17 protein-coding genes and 2 pseudogenes are annotated in these 21,130 nt (G+C 63.7%); 9 read left to right on the top strand and 10 right to left on the bottom strand.

Annotated elements, in window-relative coordinates:
• Nucleotides 1–6 precede the first annotated feature (6 nt).
• Entirely contained in the window at nt 7–1,425 is a 1,419-nt protein-coding gene (puuE, locus tag FJ943_RS17980) for an allantoinase PuuE (RefSeq protein ID WP_140723426.1), read from the bottom strand.
• Between the two features lie 204 nt (nt 1,426–1,629).
• On the opposite strand from puuE, the gene uraH reads away from it, so the two are divergent.
• The 4 genes from uraH (at nt 1,630) to xdhC (ending at nt 6,938) form a co-directional block, all read left to right on the top strand.
• Nucleotides 1,630–2,004 carry a hydroxyisourate hydrolase gene (gene uraH, locus FJ943_RS17975; protein WP_015314318.1) on the top strand — a complete coding sequence of 125 codons (375 nt, stop codon included), beginning with the start codon at nt 1,630–1,632 and terminating at the stop codon, nt 2,002–2,004.
• 3 nt (nt 2,005–2,007) lie between these two features.
• Nucleotides 2,008–3,489, top strand: coding sequence for a xanthine dehydrogenase small subunit (gene xdhA / locus FJ943_RS17970; protein WP_140723423.1), 1,482 nt, complete (start codon nt 2,008–2,010; stop codon nt 3,487–3,489).
• A complete protein-coding gene (xdhB, locus tag FJ943_RS17965; RefSeq protein WP_140723420.1) occupies nt 3,489–5,852 on the top strand; it encodes a xanthine dehydrogenase molybdopterin binding subunit in 2,364 nt (787 codons plus the stop codon). Before xdhA ends, xdhB begins: the two co-directional genes overlap by 1 nt.
• 63 nt (nt 5,853–5,915) lie before the next feature.
• A complete protein-coding gene (gene xdhC, locus FJ943_RS17960; protein ID WP_140723417.1) occupies nt 5,916–6,938 on the top strand; it encodes a xanthine dehydrogenase accessory protein XdhC in 1,023 nt (340 codons plus the stop codon).
• 36 nt (nt 6,939–6,974) lie between these two features.
• Here xdhC and FJ943_RS30020 read toward each other — a convergent pair.
• Nucleotides 6,975–7,191 (bottom strand): annotated as a pseudogene (locus FJ943_RS30020) (nitrilotriacetate monooxygenase); the annotation flags it as partial.
• A gap of 177 nt (nt 7,192–7,368) precedes the next feature.
• The gene (locus FJ943_RS17950; protein WP_140615052.1) at nt 7,369–8,289 is read right to left on the bottom strand and encodes a LysR family transcriptional regulator; all 921 of its coding nucleotides are present in this window, start codon (nt 8,287–8,289) and stop codon (nt 7,369–7,371) included.
• Nucleotides 8,290–8,421: 132 nt separating this feature from the next.
• Here FJ943_RS17950 and FJ943_RS17945 point away from each other — a divergent pair, with 132 nt between their 5' ends.
• From FJ943_RS17945 to FJ943_RS17930, 4 genes are all read left to right on the top strand, one after another.
• The gene (locus FJ943_RS17945; protein ID WP_015314311.1) at nt 8,422–9,639 is read left to right on the top strand and encodes a urate hydroxylase PuuD; all 1,218 of its coding nucleotides are present in this window, start codon (nt 8,422–8,424) and stop codon (nt 9,637–9,639) included.
• Between the two features lie 2 nt (nt 9,640–9,641).
• Nucleotides 9,642–10,955, top strand: coding sequence for a guanine deaminase (gene guaD / locus FJ943_RS17940; protein WP_015314310.1), 1,314 nt, complete (start codon nt 9,642–9,644; stop codon nt 10,953–10,955).
• Nucleotides 10,956–11,031: 76 nt separating this feature from the next.
• On the top strand, nt 11,032–11,538 hold the full coding sequence (locus FJ943_RS17935) for a heme-degrading domain-containing protein (RefSeq protein WP_015314309.1): 507 nt from the start codon (nt 11,032–11,034) through the stop codon (nt 11,536–11,538).
• Nucleotides 11,539–11,713: 175 nt separating this feature from the next.
• Nucleotides 11,714–12,979: a glycerate kinase gene (locus FJ943_RS17930; RefSeq protein ID WP_140723414.1), complete on the top strand. Its 1,266-nt coding sequence runs from the start codon at nt 11,714–11,716 to the stop codon at nt 12,977–12,979.
• Nucleotides 12,980–12,988: 9 nt separating this feature from the next.
• Here FJ943_RS17930 and FJ943_RS17925 read toward each other — a convergent pair.
• The 4 genes and pseudogenes from FJ943_RS17925 to FJ943_RS17910 all read right to left on the bottom strand — a co-directional run bounded on the left by FJ943_RS17925 (nt 12,989) and on the right by FJ943_RS17910 (nt 18,577).
• Nucleotides 12,989–14,457: pseudogene (locus FJ943_RS17925) on the bottom strand (UdgX family uracil-DNA binding protein).
• A 2-nt stretch (nt 14,458–14,459) separates the two neighbouring features.
• Nucleotides 14,460–15,695, bottom strand: coding sequence for a putative DNA modification/repair radical SAM protein (locus FJ943_RS17920; RefSeq protein WP_140660073.1), 1,236 nt, complete (start codon nt 15,693–15,695; stop codon nt 14,460–14,462).
• Between the two features lie 84 nt (nt 15,696–15,779).
• Nucleotides 15,780–17,165, bottom strand: coding sequence for a glutamine synthetase family protein (locus tag FJ943_RS17915; protein ID WP_140660072.1), 1,386 nt, complete (start codon nt 17,163–17,165; stop codon nt 15,780–15,782).
• Nucleotides 17,166–17,197: 32 nt separating this feature from the next.
• Nucleotides 17,198–18,577, bottom strand: a complete 1,380-nt coding sequence (locus FJ943_RS17910) for an aspartate aminotransferase family protein (RefSeq protein ID WP_140723411.1) — start codon at nt 18,575–18,577, stop codon at nt 17,198–17,200.
• 158 nt (nt 18,578–18,735) lie between these two features.
• On the opposite strand from FJ943_RS17910, the gene FJ943_RS17905 reads away from it, so the two are divergent.
• Nucleotides 18,736–19,188: a hypothetical protein gene (locus FJ943_RS17905; protein ID WP_140714361.1), complete on the top strand. Its 453-nt coding sequence runs from the start codon at nt 18,736–18,738 to the stop codon at nt 19,186–19,188.
• Nucleotides 19,189–19,201: 13 nt separating this feature from the next.
• Here FJ943_RS17905 and FJ943_RS17900 read toward each other — a convergent pair whose 3' ends face one another.
• The 3 genes from FJ943_RS17900 to FJ943_RS17890 form a co-directional block, all read right to left on the bottom strand.
• Nucleotides 19,202–20,176, bottom strand: coding sequence for a WD40 repeat domain-containing protein (locus FJ943_RS17900; RefSeq protein ID WP_140723408.1), 975 nt, complete (start codon nt 20,174–20,176; stop codon nt 19,202–19,204).
• 101 nt (nt 20,177–20,277) lie between these two features.
• Complete coding sequence (locus tag FJ943_RS17895) at nt 20,278–20,805, bottom strand: hypothetical protein (RefSeq protein WP_015314301.1); 528 nt, start codon at nt 20,803–20,805, stop codon at nt 20,278–20,280.
• Nucleotides 20,802–21,080 carry a DUF1778 domain-containing protein gene (locus FJ943_RS17890; protein WP_015314300.1) on the bottom strand — a complete coding sequence of 93 codons (279 nt, stop codon included), beginning with the start codon at nt 21,078–21,080 and terminating at the stop codon, nt 20,802–20,804. Before FJ943_RS17890 ends, FJ943_RS17895 begins: the two co-directional genes overlap by 4 nt.
• Nucleotides 21,081–21,130 lie beyond the last annotated feature (50 nt).

Here is a 21,130-nt window from a genome sequence, read left to right as displayed (position 1 = left end):
TCAAACCTATTGTGGAAGCATGTCCTTGAGGCGCAGCAGCGCGATGCGCTCGACCTGTTTGCAGGCGGTTTCGAATTCGACGCCGCGGCCGTTGCCGATGCGGGCTTCGAATTCGGCGAGGATTTCCTCCTTTGTCTTGCCTTTCACCGCGATGATGAAGGGAAAGCCGAAGGTGGTGACGTAGGCGGCGTTGAGCTTGGAGAACAGTTCGCGTTCCTTGTCTGTCAGCGCGTCGAGACCGGCGGAAGCCTGTTCCCTGGTCGATTCCGCCGTCAGTCGCCTGGCCTTGGCCAGCTTGCCGGCGAGGTCGGGATGGGCGTTGAGCACGCCGAGCCGTTCGGTCTCACTGGCGGAACGGAAGATGCGGCAAAGCGCATTGTGGAGGCCGCCCGCCGTGTCGTGCGCCGGGCCGAGCTCCAGCTCGTAGGCCCGCTCGGCGATCCAGGGCGAATGTTCGAAAACGCCGCCGAAGCTGTGAACGAACGTCTCGAATTCCATCTTCGAGGGGCGTAGCGCGGCCGGCTGATAGGGGTGGTTTTCCTGCCAGTGCTTGGCGATGTCGATACGCCGCGCCAGCCAGACCTTGTCGTGCGATTTGACATAATCGACGAAGCGTTTCAGCGCCGCCACCCGGCCCGGCCGCCCGACCAGGCGGCAATGCAGGCCGATGTTCATCATGCGCGGCCGGCCGGCCTTGCCCTCGGCATAGAGCGTATCGAAACTGTCCTTCAAATACGCAAAGAACTGGTCGCCCGAGTTGAAGCCTTGCGGTGTGGCAAAGCGCATGTCGTTGGCGTCGAGCGTATAGGGGATGATGAGCTGCGTGCCGTCCTCATGCTCGAACCAGTAGGGCAGTTCGTCGTCATAGGTGTCCGAGACGTAGTCGAAGCCGCCTTCCTCTGCCACCAGCCGCACCGTGTTGATCGATGTGCGGCCCGTATACCAGCCGGTCGGGCGCTGGCCGGTCACCTCGTAGTGCAGCTTGATCGCCGCTTCGATGTCGCGGCGCTCGTCCTCGGCGTCGTGGTCGCGGTAGTCGATCCATCTCAACCCGTGCGAGGCGATTTCCCAGCCGGCTTCCTGCATCGCCGTGACCTGGTCGGGCGAGCGCGCGAGCGCCGTGGCGACGCCATAGCAGGTGACGGGCACTTGCTCTTCGCTGAACAGGCGCAGCAGCCGCCAGAAGCCGGCCCGCGCCCCATACTCGTAGATCGATTCCATGTTCCAGTGGCGCTGGCCCACCCAGGGCGCCGCGCCGACGATCTCGGACAGGAAGGCTTCAGAAGCCTTGTCGCCGTGGAGCACGCAGTTCTCGCCGCCCTCTTCATAGTTGACGACGAACTGCACGGCGACATGCGCGCCGCCAGGCCATTTCGGATCCGGCGGATTGGCTCCGTAGCCACGCATGTCCCTGGTGTAACGCATCGTCCCTCCGCGCCCGGCATCACCGGAAGTATGATCAGGATATCGAAAGGGTGCTTCTCGCATTCCCCTCAAAATTTTTGAAAGTGTTTTTGTCGCACTCCGCTCGACCGGGACTTATGCATCGCCTTTAATTGGCGCACAATTCATCAGTAGTGCTCGATTGTACCGGCCAATTTGTTCGTGTTGGAAAATGGGAGGCGGCCAATGGCAGAGACATCGAAAGCCGATGGCGGGCGTCTGACGACCCATGTCCTGGATACCGCGACCGGCAGGCCGGCGGCGGGATTGTCCATCGCGCTCTACCGTCTCGAGGGTTTGGCCCGCACGCTTCTGAAGACGGTCGTCACCAATGCTGACGGCCGCTGCGATGCGCCGCTGCTGGCCGGTGCCGACTTCCGCATCGGCGAATACGAACTGGTGTTCGCGGCCGGCGACTATCTGCGTGGCCAAGGAACGAAGCTGCCCGAGCCGGCCTTCCTCGACAGCGTGCCGATCCGCTTCGGCATGGCGCAGGCGCTGCACTATCATGTACCATTGCTGATCTCGCCATACGGCTATTCCACCTACAGGGGGAGCTGAGGCATGGCCAAAGTCAATATCCGCAACGAAATCCGCTTCATTCTGAATGGCAGGGATGTCGCGCTGTCATCCGTGGCGCCTGACGCGACCCTGCTCGACTGGCTGCGGCTCGACCGTTCGCTGCGCGGCACCAAGGAAGGCTGCGCCGAGGGCGATTGCGGCGCCTGCACGGTGCTGATCGGCAGACTTTCGGCCACCGGACTGGTCTATGAAAGCGTCAATGCCTGCATTCGCTTTCTGGGCTCGCTCGACGGCACCCATGTCGTGACGGTCGAGCACCTGCGCGGCGAAGCTGGCCAGTTGCATCCGGTCCAGCAGGCTATGGTTGATTTCCATGGCTCGCAATGCGGCTTCTGCACGCCGGGTTTCGTCATGTCGCTCTACGGCTTGTGGATGAAGTCACCGGACCCTTCGGACGCGGCCATCGAAAAAGCCTTGCAAGGCAATCTCTGCCGCTGCACCGGCTATGAGGCGATCATGCGCGCCGCGCACGCCATATCGAGTTACGGCAAGGCGGCAAAAGACGTGCTGGCGGTGGAGCGCCGGGACGTCACCACACGGCTGCAGGCGTTGCAGGATGGCGCCAGGGTCGAGATCGGCGCCGGCGGGACGCGGCTGGTAGTGCCGGCCGATGCCGACGATTTCGCGGCTGTCTTCGAAAAAGAGCCGACCGCCACCGTCGTAGCCGGTTCGACCGACGTTGGCCTGTGGGTGACCAAGCAGATGCGCGACATCTCGCCGGCGATCTTCATCGGCAATCTGCCGGGGCTTTGCACCATCACGGAAGACAATGGTGTCATATCGATTGGCGCGGGCGTCACCTACACCGAAGCCTTTTCGACACTGTCGAAACGCATCCCGGCATTGGGGCCGTTGTTCGACCGCATCGGCGGGGAACAGGTCCGCAACATGGGCACGATCGGCGGCAACGTCGCCAACGGCTCGCCGATCGGCGACACGCCGCCACCGTTGATCGCGCTCGGTGCACGGCTGACATTGCGCAGGGGCAAGACACGGCGCACGATCCCGTTGCAGGATTTCTTCATCGCCTATGGCAAGCAGGACCGCCAGCCAGGCGAGTTCGTCGAGGCCGTGCATGTGCCGGTGCCGGTAAAGGGGACAAAGTTCGCCGTCTACAAGGTCACCAAACGCCGCGACGAGGACATCACCGCGACCCTTGGCGCCTTTTATCTGGCCTTGGCCAAGGACGGCACGGTAGCCGATATCCGCATCGCCTATGGCGGCATGGCGGCAACGCCGAAGCGGGCGTCCTCTGTCGAAAAGGCGCTGCTCGGCAAGGCCTGGACCGAAGTGACGGTGGAAGCGGCTATGGCCTGCTATGCCAGCGATTTCACCCCGCTGACCGATATGCGCGCAACCGCCGAATACCGAGCTTTGGCGGCGAAGAACCTTCTGTTGCGCTTTTACGTGGAAACCACCGGCACCAAGGCGCCGTTCCAGGTATCACGCAGCGAGGCGGCCTGATGAACAAGCACGCACCATCAAACCTCAAGGCCGAGAAGATCGTCGGCGGCGTCGCCACCGACCAGCGGCACGATTCCGCCCACAAGCATGTCAGCGGCGGCGCGGTCTACATCGACGACATGCCGGAGCCGGCCGGCACGCTGCATGTCGGTCTTGGCCTGTCCAAGGTGGCGCATGGCGTCCTGAAGAGCGTCGATCTCTCGGCGGTGCGCGCGGCCCCTGGCGTCGTCGACGTGCTGACCTATGCCGACGTGCCGGGCGAGAACGATGTCTCGCCCAGCAACATGCATGACGATCCGGTGCTGGCGGAAGGCAAGGTGCAGTTCTTCGGCCAGCCGATCTTCGCGGTCATTGCCGAGACCCGCGAGGCGGCGCGTCGCGCCGTGCGCCTGGCTGGGATCGAGTATGACGAGCTTCCCGCCGTCGTCGACATATGGGACCTCGATCCGACCAAGGACAAGCAGGTCACCACGCCGCTGATCCTGAAGCGTGGCGACGCGGCCGCCGCAATCCAGGCCGCTCCCCGCCGCGTCAAGAACCGCATGTGGCTTGGCGGCCAGGACCATTTCTACCTCGAAGGCCAGGTGTCGCTCGCCATCCCCGGCGAGGACGACGAGGTGACCGTCTACTGTTCGACGCAAGGGCCAAGCGAGACGCAGCATCTGGTCGCCCACACGCTCGGCGTGCCGAGCAACGCGGTGACGGTGGAGGTGCGCCGCATGGGCGGCGGCTTCGGCGGCAAGGAAACGCAGGCCAACCAGTGCGCCGCGATCGCCGCCATCGCCGCCAAGAAGCTGAAGCGGGCGGTCAAGGTCCGGCTCGACCGCGACGAGGACATGACCGCCACCGGCAAGCGGCACGATTTCGCCATCGACTATGAAGTCGGCTTCGACGACGAGGGCAACATCCTCGGCGTCGACTTCACCTATGCCTTGCGCTGCGGCTTTTCCGCCGACCTGTCCGGCCCGGTCGGCGACCGCGCGCTGTTCCACTGCGACAACGCGTATTTCTATCCCGCGGTGTTGGCCAAGTCGGCGCCGCTCTACACCAACACCGTCTCCAACACCGCCTTCCGCGGCTTCGGCGGCCCGCAAGGCATGATCGGCGCCGAGCGGGTCATCGACGAGGTCGCCTTCGCGGTCGGCAAGGATTCGCTCGAAATCCGCAAGCTGAATTTCTATGACCCGATGGAGGCGATCGGCGCGCGCTGCGTCACGCCCTATCACCAGAAGGTCGAGGACTGCATCATCCAGCGCATCGTGGCGGAACTGGAAGAGAGCGCCAGCTATGCACGCCGCCGCCGCGAGATTTCCGCGTTCAACGCCAACAGCCGCTTCGTCAAGCGCGGCCTGGCGCTGACGCCGGTCAAGTTTGGCATCTCCTTCACCAAGACCGAGTCCAATCAGGCCGGGGCGCTGGTCCATGTCTATGCCGATGGTTCGGTGCACATGAACCATGGCGGCACCGAAATGGGGCAGGGCCTGCACCTCAAGGTGGCGCAGGTCGTGGCCGAGGAGTTCCAGATCGACCTCGACCGCGTGAAGATCACCGCCACCACAACCGCCAAGGTGCCCAACACCGCGCCGACGGCGGCGTCCTCGGGCGCCGACCTGAACGGCATGGCGGCGCAGAACGCGGCGCGCCAGATCCGCCAGCGGCTGACCGACTTCGCCGCCGAGAGATATCAGATACCTGTCGACCAGGTGGTGTTCCTGCCCAACCGGGTGCGCGTCGGCAACCAGGAAGTCAGCTTCAACGATTTGGTCAAGCAGGCCTACATCGCGCGTGTGCAGCTCTCGGCCGCCGGCTTCTACAAGACGCCGAAGATTCACTGGGACCGCGGCAAGGGCCAGGGCCACGCCTTCTACTACTATGCCTATGGCGCGGCCTGCGCCGAAGTGTCGGTCGACACGCTGACCGGCGAGTATGTCGTCGAGCGCGCCGATATCCTGCACGACTGCGGCCGTTCGCTGAACCGGGCCATCGACCTCGGCCAGGTCGAGGGCGGCTTCATTCAGGGCATGGGCTGGCTGACCACCGAGGAACTGTGGTGGGACGACAAGGGCCGGCTGCGCACCCATGCGCCCTCGACTTACAAGATCCCGCTGGCCTCGGATCGGCCAAAGATCTTCAACGTCGCGCTGACCGACTGGTCGCAGGCCTATGAGCCGACCATCCATCGCTCCAAGGCGGTCGGCGAGCCACCGCTGCCGCACGGCATGGCAGTGCTGCACGCGCTGTCGGATGCCGTGGCCAGCGTCGCCGACCACAAGATCTGCCCGCGTCTCGACGCGCCGGCGACCCCCGAACGCGTGCTGATGGCGATCGAGCGGTTGAAGAAAGAGGTCAAGGCTGGCGCCTGAAGGCCGGCAAACGTGCAATTCCAGCCGAAAAAGCCTATATTTTGCATTCGGGAACCGTGAACCATGAACTCGAACGTGCAAAGCCTGAAAACCTTTCTCGGCAGCGCCGCGCGACTTGCCCTGGTCGAAGTGGCCGGTACCAAGGGCTCGACGCCGCGCGAGAAGGGCGCCTTCATGCTTGTTTCGTCGGCGGCGATCTTTGGCACGATCGGCGGTGGTCAGCTCGAATACATGGCCATCGACAAGGCGCGGCAGATGCTCATCTCCCCCCTCGAGGGGGAGATGGCCGCGAAGCGGCCAGAGGGGGGCCTCGCAGGAGGCACCGCAAGGGGGTCGAGCACTGCCGCAACGACCCCACCCGGCGGCTTCGCCGCCACCCTCCCCTCGAGGGGGAGGGGAACCCGCATCGAGGCCGACGAAATCTGCGCCTCGCTTGACGTCCCGCTCGGCCCCGAAATTGGCCAGTGCTGTGGTGGACGGGTCGAGGTGCTGATCCGGCTGGTCGATGCAGCGCTGGCCGCCGAACTGGTTGCGGCGGCGGAAGCCGAGGAAGCCCATCTGCCGCACGTCTACATCTTCGGCGGCGGCCATGTCGGCCAGGCGCTCGCGTCTACGGTAGCGCTTCTTCCCGTGCACGGTGTCGTCATCGAGACGCGGGCCGAGGCGCTGGAAGGCATGCCGGAAACCGTCGAGACGCGGCTGACGCCGATGCCGGAAGCCGAGGTTCGCGCCGCCCCGGCCGGCACCGCCTTCGCCATCCTAACCCATGACCACGCGCTCGATTTCCTGATCGTCGCAGAGGCGCTGAGACGCGGCGACGCTGCCTATGTCGGCATGATCGGTTCGAAGACCAAGAAGGCGACATTCAGAAACTGGTTCCTGAAATCGGCGGACGGCACGGAGGCTGAATTTGGCCGGCTCGTCTCGCCGATCGGTGGCGACGCCGTCAAGGACAAGCGCCCGCAGGTGATCGCCGCACTGGCGGCCGCCGAGATCATGACGGCTCTAGTCGTGCACGGGGCGGCCTCAAGTTCCGACCGTCCCCATGACAGGGTGATGGCGAGTTTAGACTTGCGCCGCGGCTAAGCCGGCCGTTTCAAGCCGAGATGTTCAGGCAGCGTGACCGCCGCTCTTGTCGAACAGTAGAGCATCCGCGTCCTGCCACAGGCCCTGCACGATGCCTGTGAATTCCTCCGCGCGGCGTCGAAAAACCGTGTCCGAAAATCCTTCGGGCCTGCTGAAGTTGGTGGCCTCGCGCGGGTTGGGTCAGCGATGCGTTCCAGCCGGCAGTGCCGTGGCTGGTGATGTCGAGGGCCGCGAAGCGACGCGCCAGATTATAGGCTGATGCGCGAGGGTCGAGGCGCCTCGGATCGGCAACGATGACCCATCGGCTTTGCTCGTACCTCGACCAAGGTGCGGATTGCCCGGTCAAAACCGCGCAGGACGAAACTAAGCTCGTCCTGCAGCAAGACAAGCCCGGCGAATGGACCAGCCGGCGGTCACTTGCCGGCCTGTTCTACCGCCCAGCCAGGATGTCCTTGATCAGCCGCTGGCAGCGCTCCGCCATGAAGTCGAGCAGCAGGCGCACCTTGGGATCCTGCAGCTTCTTGTGCGGATATACGGCAGCGAACTGCACCGGCGTAGGCGGGGTGCTGGCGAGAATGACCTTCAGCCGCCGGTCGCGGATGAACGGCTCGACCTCGAAGCGCGGCTTGTTGATGATACCGCGTCCCGACAGAGCCCAACCGGTCAGCACGTCGCCGTCATCGGTGTCGTAGGGCCCGTGCACTTCGAATTTTTGCTGGCCGGCCGGCGTTTGCAAGGTCCAGACATATTCGCGTGCGCCGGAATAGCGCAGCATCAGGCAGTCATGTCTCCTGCCGATCAATTCCTGCGGATCCATGGGCTCGCCGCGTGCCTCAAGATATTTGGGTGCGGCGACCAGCACACGTTCGCATTCCATGATACCGCGCATCCGAAGGCTGGAGTCCTCGATGATGCCGAGCCGGAAGGCGACGTCGATGCCCTCTTTCATGATGTCGACATTGTGGTCCGAGAGCCTGAGCCGCACCTCGATATCAGGGTATTTGTCGTGAAAATCGGGAATGCCCGAGGCCACCAGCCGTCGGCCGAGCCCAAGCGGCGCCGTCACCTTGATGGTGCCGCGCGGCTGGCCCGACAGCGCCGAGACGGCCGCCTCCGCTTCAGTGATCGCCTCCAGAACCTGCTTCGCGCCCGAGTAGAACACGGTGCCGTGTTCGGTCGGCATCAACTGCCGTGTCGTGCGGTTGAACAGCCGGACGCCGAGATGCTTCTCCAGTTCCTTGATACGGTTCGAGGCGACCGCCGGCGAAATGCGCATGTCGCGCCCGGCCGCCGACAGATTGCCGAGCTCGACGACGCGGACGAAGACGGCGATGTTGTCGAGATAGGCCATGCGGAGCACCTTCGCCGGTTTGCAGGGATCAACCTAGTATTTTCCAATTTTTTTTGAAAGTCATCGCACACCTCGCCTCTTTCCGTTTACGCGCCACACCGTAAAGTCGCGTCATCGGCAGGGACGACTTCAATGATGGATTTCGCGATTTTCTGGGACTGGCTGAGCTTCGCCGTGCGCTGGCTGCACGTCGTCACCGGCATCGCCTGGATCGGCTCGTCTTTCTATTTCGTCGCGCTCGATCTGGGCCTGCGCCAGCGACCAGGCATGCCCGTCGGCGCCTTCGGCGAGGAATGGCAGGTGCATGGCGGTGGCTTCTACCACATCCAGAAATATCTGGTGGCGCCGGCCGAGATGCCCGAGCATCTGACCTGGTTCAAGTGGGAATCCTACGCCACCTGGCTGTCCGGTTTCGCCATGCTGTGCGTGGTTTATTACGCCGGAGCGGACCTGTTCCTGATCGATCCCAATGTGCTGCCGATGTCGGTGCCAATAGGCATCCTGCTGTCGATGGCGACGATCGGCGTCGGCTGGGTGGTCTATGATCTCCTGTGCCGCTCGCCGCTCGGCAAAAGCGACACCGGCCTGATGCTGGTTCTCTATTGCGTGCTGGTGTTCATCGCCTGGGGACTGACGCATCTGTTCACCGGCCGCGCCGCCTTCCTGCATCTTGGCGCCATCACCGCGACGATCATGTCGGCCAATGTCTTCATGGTCATCATTCCGAACCAGAAGATCGTCGTCGCCGACCTCATCGCAGGACGCAAGCCGGATCCGAAGTACGGCAAGATCGCCAAGCAGCGTTCGCTCCACAACAACTATCTGACGCTCCCCGTGCTGTTCCTGATGCTGTCGAACCACTATCCGCTGGCGTTCGGGACGCAGTTCAACTGGGTCATCGCCTCGCTGGTGTTCATCATCGGTGTCTTGATCCGCCACTATTTCAACAGCGTGCACAAACGTGCCGGCAACCCGCACTGGACCTGGCTGGGCGCCCTTGTCCTGTTCCTCATCATCATCTGGCTGTCGACCGTGCCGAAGGTGCTGACCGGTGAACCCAAGGTTTCCGCCTCGGCGCAAGTCTATATCGCTTCGGCGCATTTCCCGGCGGTGCGCGACACCGTGCTTGGCCGCTGCTCGATGTGCCATGCCGCGGAGCCGGTCTACGAGGGCATCTACCACGCGCCCAAGGGGGTGATGCTGGATACGGACGCGGGCATTGCTGATCATGCCCGCGAGATTTACCTGCAGGCAGGCCGCAGCCACGCCATGCCGCCCGCCAATGTCACAGAGATCACCGACAAGGAGCGGGCGCTGCTGGTCGCCTGGTTCGAAGGCGCGGGGAAATAAGCATGACCTCGACACTTCTGCGCGGCCGCACGCTGTCCTTCGTGCGCTGGCCGCTAGCCATCGACGACCACTCCGCCTGGCGCTACGAGGAAGATGGTGGCCTGCTGATAAGCGGCGGCAGGATCGTTGCATCGGGCGCCTACGCCGATGTCGAGAAACAGGCGGGCGAGGGGACAAAAAAAATCGATCACCGGCCGCATCTGTTGCTGCCGGGCTTCATCGATGCCCATGTGCATTTCCCGCAGATGCAGATCATCGCTTCCTATGGGGCCGAACTGCTCGACTGGCTGAACACCTACACCTTTCCAGAGGAAACAAAATTCGCCAACGCGCAGCATGGCCGCCGCATCGCGCGCCTGTTCCTTGATGAGACGGTGCGCCATGGCACGACGACGGTCGCCGCTTACTGTTCGGTGCACAAGGCGTCGGCGGAAGCCTTCTTCGCCGAGTCGCACGCGCGCGACATGCTCAACATCGCCGGCAAGGTGATGATGGACCGCAACGCGCCCGAAGGCGTGCTCGACACACCGCAATCCGGCTATGACGACACCAAGGCGCTGATCGCCGAGTGGCACGGCAAGGGCCGCCAGCTTTATGCCATCACGCCACGCTTCGCCATCACCTCCTCACCGGAGCAGATGGAGATGGCCGGCGCGCTGTGCCGCGAACATCCCGACCTGCACATGCAGACGCATCTGTCGGAAAACCACGCCGAGATCGCCTTCACGCAACAGCTCTACCCCTGGTCGCGCGACTACACCGATGTGTACGAACATTACGGGCTGCTTGGCAAAAAGAGCCTGTTCGGTCATTGCATTCATTTGTCGGAGCGTGAGGCGGACGCGCTGTCGGACAGCGGTTCGGTGGCGGTATTCTGCCCGACCTCCAACCTGTTCCTCGGCTCCGGCCTGTTCGACTATCAGCGCTTTCGCTGCCGCGACAAGCCATTGCGCATCGCGACCGCCACCGATGTCGGCGGCGGCACCAACTATTCGATGCTGCGTACCATGGAAGAGGGCTACAAGGTAATCGCGCTCAATGGTGAGAAGCTCAACCCGTTCCAGTCATTCTGGCAGATCACGCGTGGCAACGCCGAGGCGCTGTCGGTGGCGGACAGGATCGGCACGCTGGAGGATGGCACCGACGCCGATATCGTCGTGCTCGATGCCAGGGCGACGCCGGCGATGCGGCTCAGGATGGAAACGGTCGAGACGCTGGCGCAGGAACTGTTCCTGCTGCAGACGCTGGGAGACGACCGCGCGGTGCGCGAGGTCTATGTCGCGGGGCGGCCTGCCAAGAGCGACATCGCAATTTAGCACTGCGGCGTGTTCCCCGCTTGACCCGGCGGCAGCCATCGGTCAAAGCGTGCGGCGAAGTTGACAGGGGAACGACATGGCCGTTGCTGACGACATCGCTCTGATCAAGAGACAGGAAGAGACGCTTGTCTTCACGGCCTTCGACGAGGCTGTCGCCTTCGAGATCGGTTCGGCCATCCGCGACCGGGCGCTCCGGGAAGACTTGCCCATCATCGTCGACATCAGGACCTTCGACCGGCCGCTGTTCTATGCCGCGATGCCGGGCTCGAACGCTTCCAATCCCGACTGGGCGCGGCGCAAAATCAATGTCGTGAAGCGCTATCTCAGAAGCACTTACCGGCTGGTGCTGGAGCAGCAGCGCCCCGACCGCACCTTCAAGATCGGCGAGGGGCTCGATATTGCTGACTATGTGTTGGCCGGCGGCGGCTTTCCGGTTGCGGTCAAGGGCGTCGGTGTCATCGGCGTGATCGCGGTCTCTGGCCTGCCTGAGCGCCAGGATCATGGCGTGGTGGTCGATGCGCTGTGCGATTACCTGGCCATCGATGCAGGCCAGCTTGCTCTGCCGCCGGAAGAAAAATCGTGACGTCAGCGCTGACCCTCCCCCTCACCCTCTCCCCGTATAGAGACGGGGAGAAGGGGGCACCAACGCTGGAGCGCTTCCCTTCTCCCCGTCACTATACGGGGAGAAGGTGCGGGGAGGCGGATGAGGGGCGGGGCCAGCCTTGCGGCTATTCGCAAATCGCCAATGGCAGCCAAGGATGACCGTGCTCGATCCCGAATCCTTCCTCATCTCCATCTTCGACGCCGCCGTCGCGGCCGCCGATCCGGAAAAGACCATTCGCGATCATTTGCCGGCAAAGCCGAAGGGCCGCACCATCGTCATCGGTGCCGGCAAGGGCTCGGCGCAGATGGCGGCGGCCTTCGAGAAGGTTTGGGATGGGACGATCGAGGGCCTGGTCGTTACCCGCTACGGCTATGGCGCCAAATGCGAGCGCATCAAGATTATCGAGGCCGCACACCCGGTGCCGGACGCCGCCGGGCTCGAGGCCTCGCGGCGCCTGCTGGAGAAGGTGCAAGGGCTGACAGCGGACGATCTGGTCGTGGCGCTGATTTCCGGCGGCGGTTCGGCGCTGCTGCCGTCTCCGGCCGCCGGCCTGACGCTGGCCGACGAGATCGCCGTCAACGAGGCGCTGCTTGCCTCCGGCGCGCCGATCGCGGCGATGAATACCATCCGCAAACACCTCTCCACCATCAAAGGCGGCCGGCTGGCTGCCGCGGCCTGGCCGGCCAAGGTGGTGTCGCTGGTGGTTTCCGACATCCCCGGCGACAATCCGGCCCTTGTCGCGTCCGGCCCAACCGTTCCCGATGTCGGCAGCCGTGAGAATGCCCTGGCTTCGATATCAGCCTATGGCATGAAACTACCGGACGCGGTGATGGCGCATCTCCAGTCGCCGGCGGCCGACGCACCAGATCCCGGCGATCAGCGCTTTGCGCGCAACGAGGTGCATCTGATCGCATCGGCCGGCGTGTCGCTGGAAGCGGCAGCGGTGGAAGCGAGGCGGCAAGGCATCGAAGCCGTCATCCTCTCCGATGCCATCGAAGGCGAAGCACGCGAGGTCGGCGGCGTCCACGCGGCAATCGCCCGCGAAGTGGCAACGCGCAACCGGCCCTTCCAAAAGCCGGTTCTGATCCTGTCGGGCGGGGAGACCACCGTCACGTTGCGGGCCAAAGGCAAGGGTGGCCGCAACTCGGAATTCCTGCTTGCCTTCGCCATCGGCATCAATGGCATCGAAGGCATTCACGCTCTTGCCGCAGATACCGACGGCATCGACGGCTCGGAAGACAATGCCGGCGCCTTCGCCGACGGCTCGACCGTTTCGCGGATGCGCGCGGCGGGTGTGGATGCCAAGGCGATGCTGGCCGGAAACAATGCCTGGACGGCCTTCAATGCCGTTGGCGATCTCTTCGTGCCCGGCCCGACCGGCACGAACGTGAATGATCTCAGGGCAATTCTCGTTCGCTAAACCGGCAGATCAAGCTGCCATCAGCTTCTTCACCTGCCTCATATCCTGCAAAAACCGCTCGCGTTCGGCTTCTTTGTCGGCGTGATCCCGAATGCGCAGGATGAAAGACGGATGGATGGTGAGGAAGACACGCAAGCCATCCTCGCGTTCGATCACCTGGCCCCGCATCTTGGTCACCGGGACCGCCTTGCCAAGCAGGGATAGCGCCGCCGTGGCGCCGAGCGCCACGGCGAGATTCGGCTTGATCAGGTCAAACTCGTGGTCTAGCCACCAGCGGCAGGCTTGAACCTCGCCGACATTCGGCTTGGAGTGGATGCGGCGTTTTCCGCGCGGTTCGAATTTGAAGTGCTTGACCGCGTTGGTGACGTAGACCTTCAGCCGGTCGACCCCGGCATCGTCCAATATGGCATCGAAAACCTTGCCCGCCGGGCCGACGAACGGCTGGCCGGCGAGGTCTTCCTGGTCGCCCGGCTGTTCGCCGACGAAAATCACCTTGGCGTTGTCAGGCCCCTCGCCGAATACGGTCTGCGTCGCATCGCGCCAAAGCGGACAGCGGCGGCATCCCTTGGCGGCCTCGCGCAATTCGGAAACCGTGTGCGCGTCGGGGTCATCAGGCGCTTCGGTAGGCTCATGCTTAGGCCAGTGCCTCGCCTGCACCTTGGCGTGGTGCGGCGCGGGCGTTGTCGGCATCTTCGCAATCATATCCCTGGCGGCCTCGTCCGCTCCTGCGATCAAGTCAGGAATGAGCGAGGCCTCGGGAAGGTTCCGCCAATATTTCTTCGGCATCTCCTTTTGCATGGCCTTCACCTTGAGGCGTGCCGGATTGAAGATGTGCTCGAAATAAGTCCTCCACAGCGTCTCGGTGTCGTCCTTGTCTGGCGCATCGCCCTTGGCCGCGCCCGGCCCGATCGCCAGCCTCTCGCCATCCCAATCGGCGGACGCGTAAGGCGTCAGGATCGTCCAGCGCATGCCGGTAAAACGCCTGATGAAGAAATCCGCATTGCGCTCGACGATGAAATGGTCGGGTTCGAACCAGGCGACATAGTGTTCATCCTCGCCGTCACCGATCTTCCGGAAGCGGACGAAGGCGTGCATCTTGTGGCTGCCGCGCCGCACCGCCTTTCCATGGTTTCAAGCCGTTTGGTGTCGGGATCCGATGCGATCGCCAGCAATTTGGGCTCGGTGCGCAGCCGCCACAGCAGCCTGTAGAGAAAGGCGAAACGTCCGGGATCGGAATGGCAGAAGGCGGTCTCGGCGTGACCGATGAAATCGCGTGGCACAATGAGCTCAGCGCCCTGCGGCACGTCAGGCAATTCGCTTGGCGGCCGGTCGAGACCGGCTACGACATGCCAGCTGATGTCCCCGGGGCTGACCTCATTCAACGCCAGCCGCCGAGCCGCGTCGCGCCAGCCGGCGAAATCGGTCTGGCTTTCAAGCCAAACGGTGTGGCGGGTGAGGTCGAGCTCGGCTGGCGGCATCGTCAAAACAGCGCCAGTTGTTCGCAGGATTGCACGATCTTGCCGCGGAGTCCGGCCTTGTCTGTGAGCGCGCCTGGCGACCAGCCTTCGGCGATGATGAAGGGCCTGAGCTTGGCGATCGAATGGCAGAGCCGGCCGACATCCTCGAGCCGCAGTCGCCGGTAGCGGCGGGTTTCGAGGATTTTGGCGACAACCTTGGTTCCCAGGCCAGGCACGCGCAACAGCGCTTCGCGGTCGGCGCGGTTGACGTCGATGGGGAAACGTCCCCGGTTGCGCAGCGCCCAGGCAAGTTTCGGATCGATGGCGAGATCGAGCATGCCATCGCTGCTGCCGGCCAGGATTTCAGGCTGCGAAAATCCGTAGAAGCGCATCAGCCAGTCGGCCTGGTAGAGCCGGTGTTCGCGCATCAGCGGCGGCTTCCGGAGCGGGAGCGATGACGAGGAATCGGGGATCGGACTGAAGGCCGAGTAATAGACGCGCCGCAAATGGTAGCTGCCATACAGCCGGGCGCTGGCGTGCAGGATGCCGTCGTCGGAGGTGTTGTCCGCGCCAATGATCATCTGCGTCGACTGGCCACCCGGGGCGAAGCGTTCGCGTTTTTTGGTCCGCAACGTCGGCTCGGCTTTTTCCTCCATCTTCCGGCGCAAATTGGCCATGGAAAGCCGGATTGTCTCCGGCCTCTTTTCCGGCGCCAGCTTCTTCACGCCCTCGTCGGTGGGCAATTCGACATTGATCGACAGGCGGTCGGCATAGAGCCCGGCCTTCTCGATCAGGTCCGCCGAACTCTCGGGGATGGTTTTGAGATGGATATAGCCGGAGAATTTTTCCTCCAGCCGCAGCCGCCGCGCCACCTCGACCATCTCGCCCATGGTCTCGTCAGGCGAACGGATGACGCCCGAGGACAGGAAAAGCCCTTCGACATAATTGCGCCGGTAGAAATCCATGGTCAGCTTCACCACCTCGTCGATGCCGAAGCGGGCGCGCCGCACATTCGAGGACGAGCGGTTGATGCAATAGCTGCAGTCGTAGATGCAGAAATTGGTCAGCAGGATTTTCAGCAGCGAGATGCAGCGGCCGTCCGGCGCGTAGGAATGGCAGATGCCTATGCCTTCGGTGGAGCCGATGCCGCCGGATTTCAAAGAATCCTTCTTCGCCGCGCCCGATGAGGCGCAGGAGGCGTCGTATTTGGCGGCGTCGGACAGGATTGCCAGTTTCTCACGAACAGGGAGTGCGCTCATTTGTTCATGATATGTTCCGGAAGGCCAATGCGCCAGCTCATTTGATGGTGACGGCGAAAAAGTGATCGCCGCCGGTCCCCCGCATCAGACTTCGTGCAGATAGAGATGATAGTCCAGCTCGCTCACCGTGCGCGCCACGCGCAGGTACTCGGACTGCTTGATCGCCACAAAGGTGCGGTGCAGGTCCTCGCCGAGCGCGCCCTTCAGGAAGCTGGACGCCTTGGCCGCTTCGATGGCGGCCCGCCAATCGGCCGGCATCGTCGTGCGGGTGACGGCCGCTTCATAGCCATTGCCGGTCGTTTCGGGGCCGGGATCGAGCCCTTCGTCGAGGCCCTTGACGATGCCGGCAAGCACCGTCGCGGCAATCAGATACGGATTGGCGTCGACGCCTGATGGACGATGCTCGATGCGCCGGTTCTTTGCATCGCCGGCCGGCACGCGCAACGCCACCGAGCGGTTGTTGACGCCCCAGCTCGGCGCCACCGGCGCATAGGATTGCGAGACGAAGCGCCGCCAGGAATTGGCATGCGGCGCAAACACCAGCATTGATTCCGCCATGGTCTGGATCAGCCCGCCGAGGCCACGCAGCAGCGGCAGCGACCAGCTCTCGCCGGCGGCTTCCGCAAAGACGTTTCGGCCGTCCTTGTCCTGCAGCGAGACATGGAAATGCATACCGGAGCCGGCATATTTCTCGATCGGCTTGGCCATGAAGCAGGCGGTGACACCATGGCGGCGCGCCTGCGCCCGCACCAGCCGCTTCAGCATGACCAGATCGTCGGCCGCCCGCATCACGTCCTTGCGGTAATTCAGCGTCAGTTCGTACTGGCCGGGCGCATATTCGGAAATCACCGTCTCGGCCGGAATGCCTTGCGCCTTGGCGGCGGCGTAGATGTCGGAGAACAACGGCTCCATGCCGTGCAGATGGTCGACTGAATAAACTTCGGTCTTGCCCGAGACGCGGCCATCGAGCACCGCGCGCGCCGGCTGCACCTTGCCGTCGGCGTCGCGCTCATTGGCCAGCAGAAAAAACTCGAGCTCGAAGGCACCGGCGGGATAGAGTCCCTTGGCCGCCAATATGCCGACCTGCCGGGCAAGCGCCAGCCGCGGATCCGACGACATTGGCTGGCCGTCGAGATAATACATCGCCATCAGCAGTTGGCCGCGCGGCGGCTTCGTGCCGTAAAGCGGCACCAGCGTGCCCGGAATCGGCCAGGCCCTCAGATCGCCGTCGCCGCTGTCCCAGATCAGCCCGGTTTCGTGCACATCCTCGCCGGTGATGTCGAGGCCGAGAATGGAGATCGGCATGTGCCGGCCGCCCTCGAAAATGCTTTTCAGCTCATGCCGGCGCACGATCTTGCCGCGCCCCACACCATTGGCGTCGGTCAGCACGATATCGAAGGCCTCGATCTCGGGATGGGCGTCGAGGAAGGCTTGCGCCTCGGTGGGCGTCGAGCCCGAAGGTGAGGTCATGATCGCACTCAAATTTGGCTTGGGCGCTTGTCTCACGCCGCAAGCTTTGCCGCAACCGCGCCGAACGCGGCGATCAGCCGGTTGACCTGGGTGCCTGACGTTGCCGGCGAGATCAGCATCATGTTGTGGAACGGTGCGATCAGCACGCCGCGATTGACCAGCGCGACATGGATCGCAGCCTCCAGTTCCGGCGCATGCGCAATTTCCGCCTCGGCACCATTGCGCAGCGGGCCGGGCGCGCAGATGAACTCGACGCGTGCCCCGACGCGGGAGACATGCCAGGGCAGATTGTAACGATCGATCACGCCGGTCAGCCCGGCATCGAGCCGCCGCGCCAGATGATCCATGCGGTCATAATTCTCCTGCGTCATCACCTCCTCGAGCGTGGCGCGCATGGCGGCGAACTGCAGCGGGTTGGCCGACAGCGTCGTGCCCATGCCGGAATATCCCGGCTCTTTCGTCCTGTTATAGTCGGCATAGCGCGAGGCGACCTCCTCGCTCATGCCCCAGACGCTCGCCGGAACGCCGCCGGCAATCGGCTTGCCCAGCACGAACAAGTCGGGCTCCAGCCCATGTTTACTGGTGTAACCACCGGGACCGGTCGAGATCGTATGCGTCTCGTCGATCAAGAGCAGGGTGCCGGCTTCACGCGTCAATTTTCGCAGCGCATCATGGTAGCCAGGGTCGGCAAGTACCATGCAGGAATTGGTCAGCACCGGCTCGGCGATGACGCAGGCAACGTCCCTGTCCTTCAATGCGGCCTCGAGAGCGGCGACATCGTTGAATTCGATGACCTTGGCCGTGCGGGTCAGGTCGCGGAATTCGCCCGCCAGTCCCGGCCGGTTGACGGGCTTGCCGTCGATCAGCCGCACCATCGTCTCGTCCACCGAGCCGTGATAGCAGCCGTTGAAGACCAGGATCTTCTCCCTGGAGGTGACGGCGCGGGCGACGCGCAGCGCAAAGCGATTGGCGTCGGTCGCCGTGGTCGCGATCTGCCAGAACGGGAGGCCGAAGCGCTGCTGCAGCAGCGGCCCGATGGCCAGCGCATCCTCGGAAGGCAGCATATAGGTCAGGCCGCGCCCGGCCTGGCGGCGAATGGCGCGCGCCACCGGTGGAGGCGAGTGGCCAAACATCGAACCGGTGTCGCCGAGGCAGAAATCGTCGAGCTTGTTGCCGTCCATGTCGGTGATCGTGGCGCCTCGGGCGCTGTCGACCAAGATCGGAAACGGTGTCGGCCAATCGTTCATCCAGTGCATAGGCACGCCGCCGAAGAAGCCGGGCAGGCCGTTGCCGACCTTGGTTTGTGATCTCGGCCGCGCCTCGCGAAAGGCTGCCCCTTCCGTCTCGCGCAATTGCGCGATGCGGTCGCGGCTGATCCCGCCGATGGTCTTTGAACTATCGCTGCCGTGCATGAAAATCCCTCTGGCTCATTCCTACTTACCCAATCCACCTCCGCAACGGCAATTGGCCGTGCGTCCGTTCTGCATTGGCTCAGTCGCCTGCGGCGGGCGCTTGACCCCGCTTGCGAAGTCGGCGCCAATGCTGTCGGCAACGACAAGCGGGGGAAAGAATGCGGACGATCATCTGCGTGACCATGCTCTTCCTGTCGGCCGGTACGGCGTTCGCGACCGGCGGTATCTGGTGCACCGTCGATGATTCACAGGTCAAATTCCAGGTTGATGCCGGCGTCACCACGGGCATGGGCGGCCCGACTTTCAATTTCCGCGGCGACCTCGAAATCAAGGCAAGGCCCACGGGTGATCCATTGCGCAAGACGGTGTTAGAGGATGCGAACCTCACCCAGTATTGGCTCGACGACAAGGAACTGCGGCTAAACATCTACCACGAGCAGCAGGTCGCCAAGATCTACAGTTCGGTCGAATTGACGATCCTGACCAGGGCCAGCGACGAGGGCGTCTATGACGGGCATTACAAGCTCGCTGTCTATGACAGCACGGCCGACAAGGAAAGCGACGGCAAGCCCGTCGATCTGACCGGCAAGGTCTCCTGCGGGGCCGAGTGATCGGCCATCCCGGCTAGGCCGTGATGTCGATGACGCCACAGTCGCCGGCGGCGCTGCCGAAGGCGACGCGGCGTTCTTCCCTGTCCCACATCATCGCGGTGATGGCGCCCTTGCCTGGTCGCCGCAAAAGCACTTCCTTGGCGTCGGAAAAGCGCACGGCCATCACCATGCCGTCGTCGTAACCGACTGCGACGACGTCCTGGCTCGGATGGCAGGCGACCGCCGTCACCATGGCATTGCCGCGCGTGCCGAGCTCCAGCGGCGCCTTGCCCATCGGGCCGTCCTTGCCCGAAAACGGCCAGACGATCGCCGCCGGCGCGCCGGAACTGGCCAGCCACTTGCCTTTCACGCTCCATGACAGGCTTTTGACCTTGCCGGGATAGCCGCTCATGCGCATGTGCTTGCCGTCGGCCAGCTTCCAGCCATGCAGGGCGTTTTCCTGCATGGTGGTGACCAGAAAGGCGCCGTCCGGCGAGAAGGTGATGCCGGTGTGCGCGCCCGCCCATTCCAGCTCCACCGGCTTGCCCTCGGCGGCGGGGAAATGCAGCGTCGCGCCATTGTAACGGGCGACGCCGAAGCGCATGCCCTTGGGCGAGAACGCCAGCCCCTCGACCGAGCGCGGATGGGCAAATTCCCGGGTCTTGCCATCGGCGAAGCGCACGAAGGCGGTCTTGCCCGTGGCATACGCGATGGCGCCTTGCGGCCCGGCGGCAACGCTGGTGATCCATTTTTTTCCCGCGTTCGCCACCTCCTGGGTCTCGCCGCCGGCTTTCACGGCAAAAACCTTGCCGTCCTCGCCGCCGGTGATCAGCCGGTCGTTGGCCGCGTCATGGAAGGCGGCAAGCAGCCCGTCATTGGCCTGCACCGTCTTGTGGCCATTGTCGAGCCGATGGACAGCACCATCGGCCAGCGCGAAATGCGGCACGTCGCCGAGGAAGACGGCGGCGACGCAATGGCCTTCGAGATCAAGCGGGGCAACTGTGGGCATGGGTCATCTTTGTTCGACTGGATTAGAATTGTAGAGGCGGCTTACTCGACGTTTGCGGTTCCGACAACCATCGGGATTGGCAAGTGATGAAGGGGCAGGCGTCAAAGCAGCCCCTTGGCTCGTAGATCCGCAGCGAATGCTGCCAACGGCATCACCAGAGTCAAATCCGATCCTGTGAGACGCTCGGCGCCGTAGCTTGCATACCACTTTGCCGCCCGCTCGCTCTTGGCGTCGATGATGAGCAGAATGCCGCCCCCTTCTCCCGCAAGCCGCAGGCAGCGCAATGCCGCTGCGGCAAGCAACTGACCTCCGAGGCCTTGCCCGGCGACGGTGCGATCGGTGGCAAGACGGCCAAGCTTGAAGCCGGAAACTTCGTGTCGTGCCAAGCCTCTCGTCAGGGCTGCGGGAACGGCTTCATGAGCGACGGCGGACGGCGCGATCGTATAAAAACCGAGTACACGTTCCGAAGCTGTATCGCCGATCGCGCAGAAGGTCTTGGCCGCATTCTGATCATGACTCTGTCGCGCGAACCGCTGCAGAAATTCGTTCATCTGCAGGTCGCCACAATCGAAGGACGCTCGATCGTGGCGTTTTGCTATTGGCTCCTCGTGCCAGGACGGAAGAGTCACAAAGTGTCCGGCAAGGCCGCAATCGCCGCCTTGAGCCTGGCGTTGGGTTTTGGCGGGTGTTCCAGCAGGTCCAGGATGCGCTTAAAGTCGCGGTCGGACACCTTCGTCACTTCAGCCGCATCAATCACCGCCTGCGCCGCAGGCACGATCTTATCGAGGATGAAGTCTGCCATGTCTTTGTGCGAGAGCGCAGCGGCGCGCGCGATCATCGCCTTCTCCGAAGGGGGAATGCGGATTTGGTAGCGCTCGGTCTTGTTGTCCGCAGGTCTAGGCATGGTCATTCCTCATCGCGATACGTACACATGATATGTGTACGTATCGCACA

It is taken from the genome of Mesorhizobium sp. B2-3-10 (genome assembly GCF_006442275.1).
Taxonomy (GTDB): domain Bacteria; phylum Pseudomonadota; class Alphaproteobacteria; order Rhizobiales; family Rhizobiaceae; genus Mesorhizobium; species Mesorhizobium australicum.
This window is presented reverse-complemented; position numbering and strand designations above follow the sequence as displayed.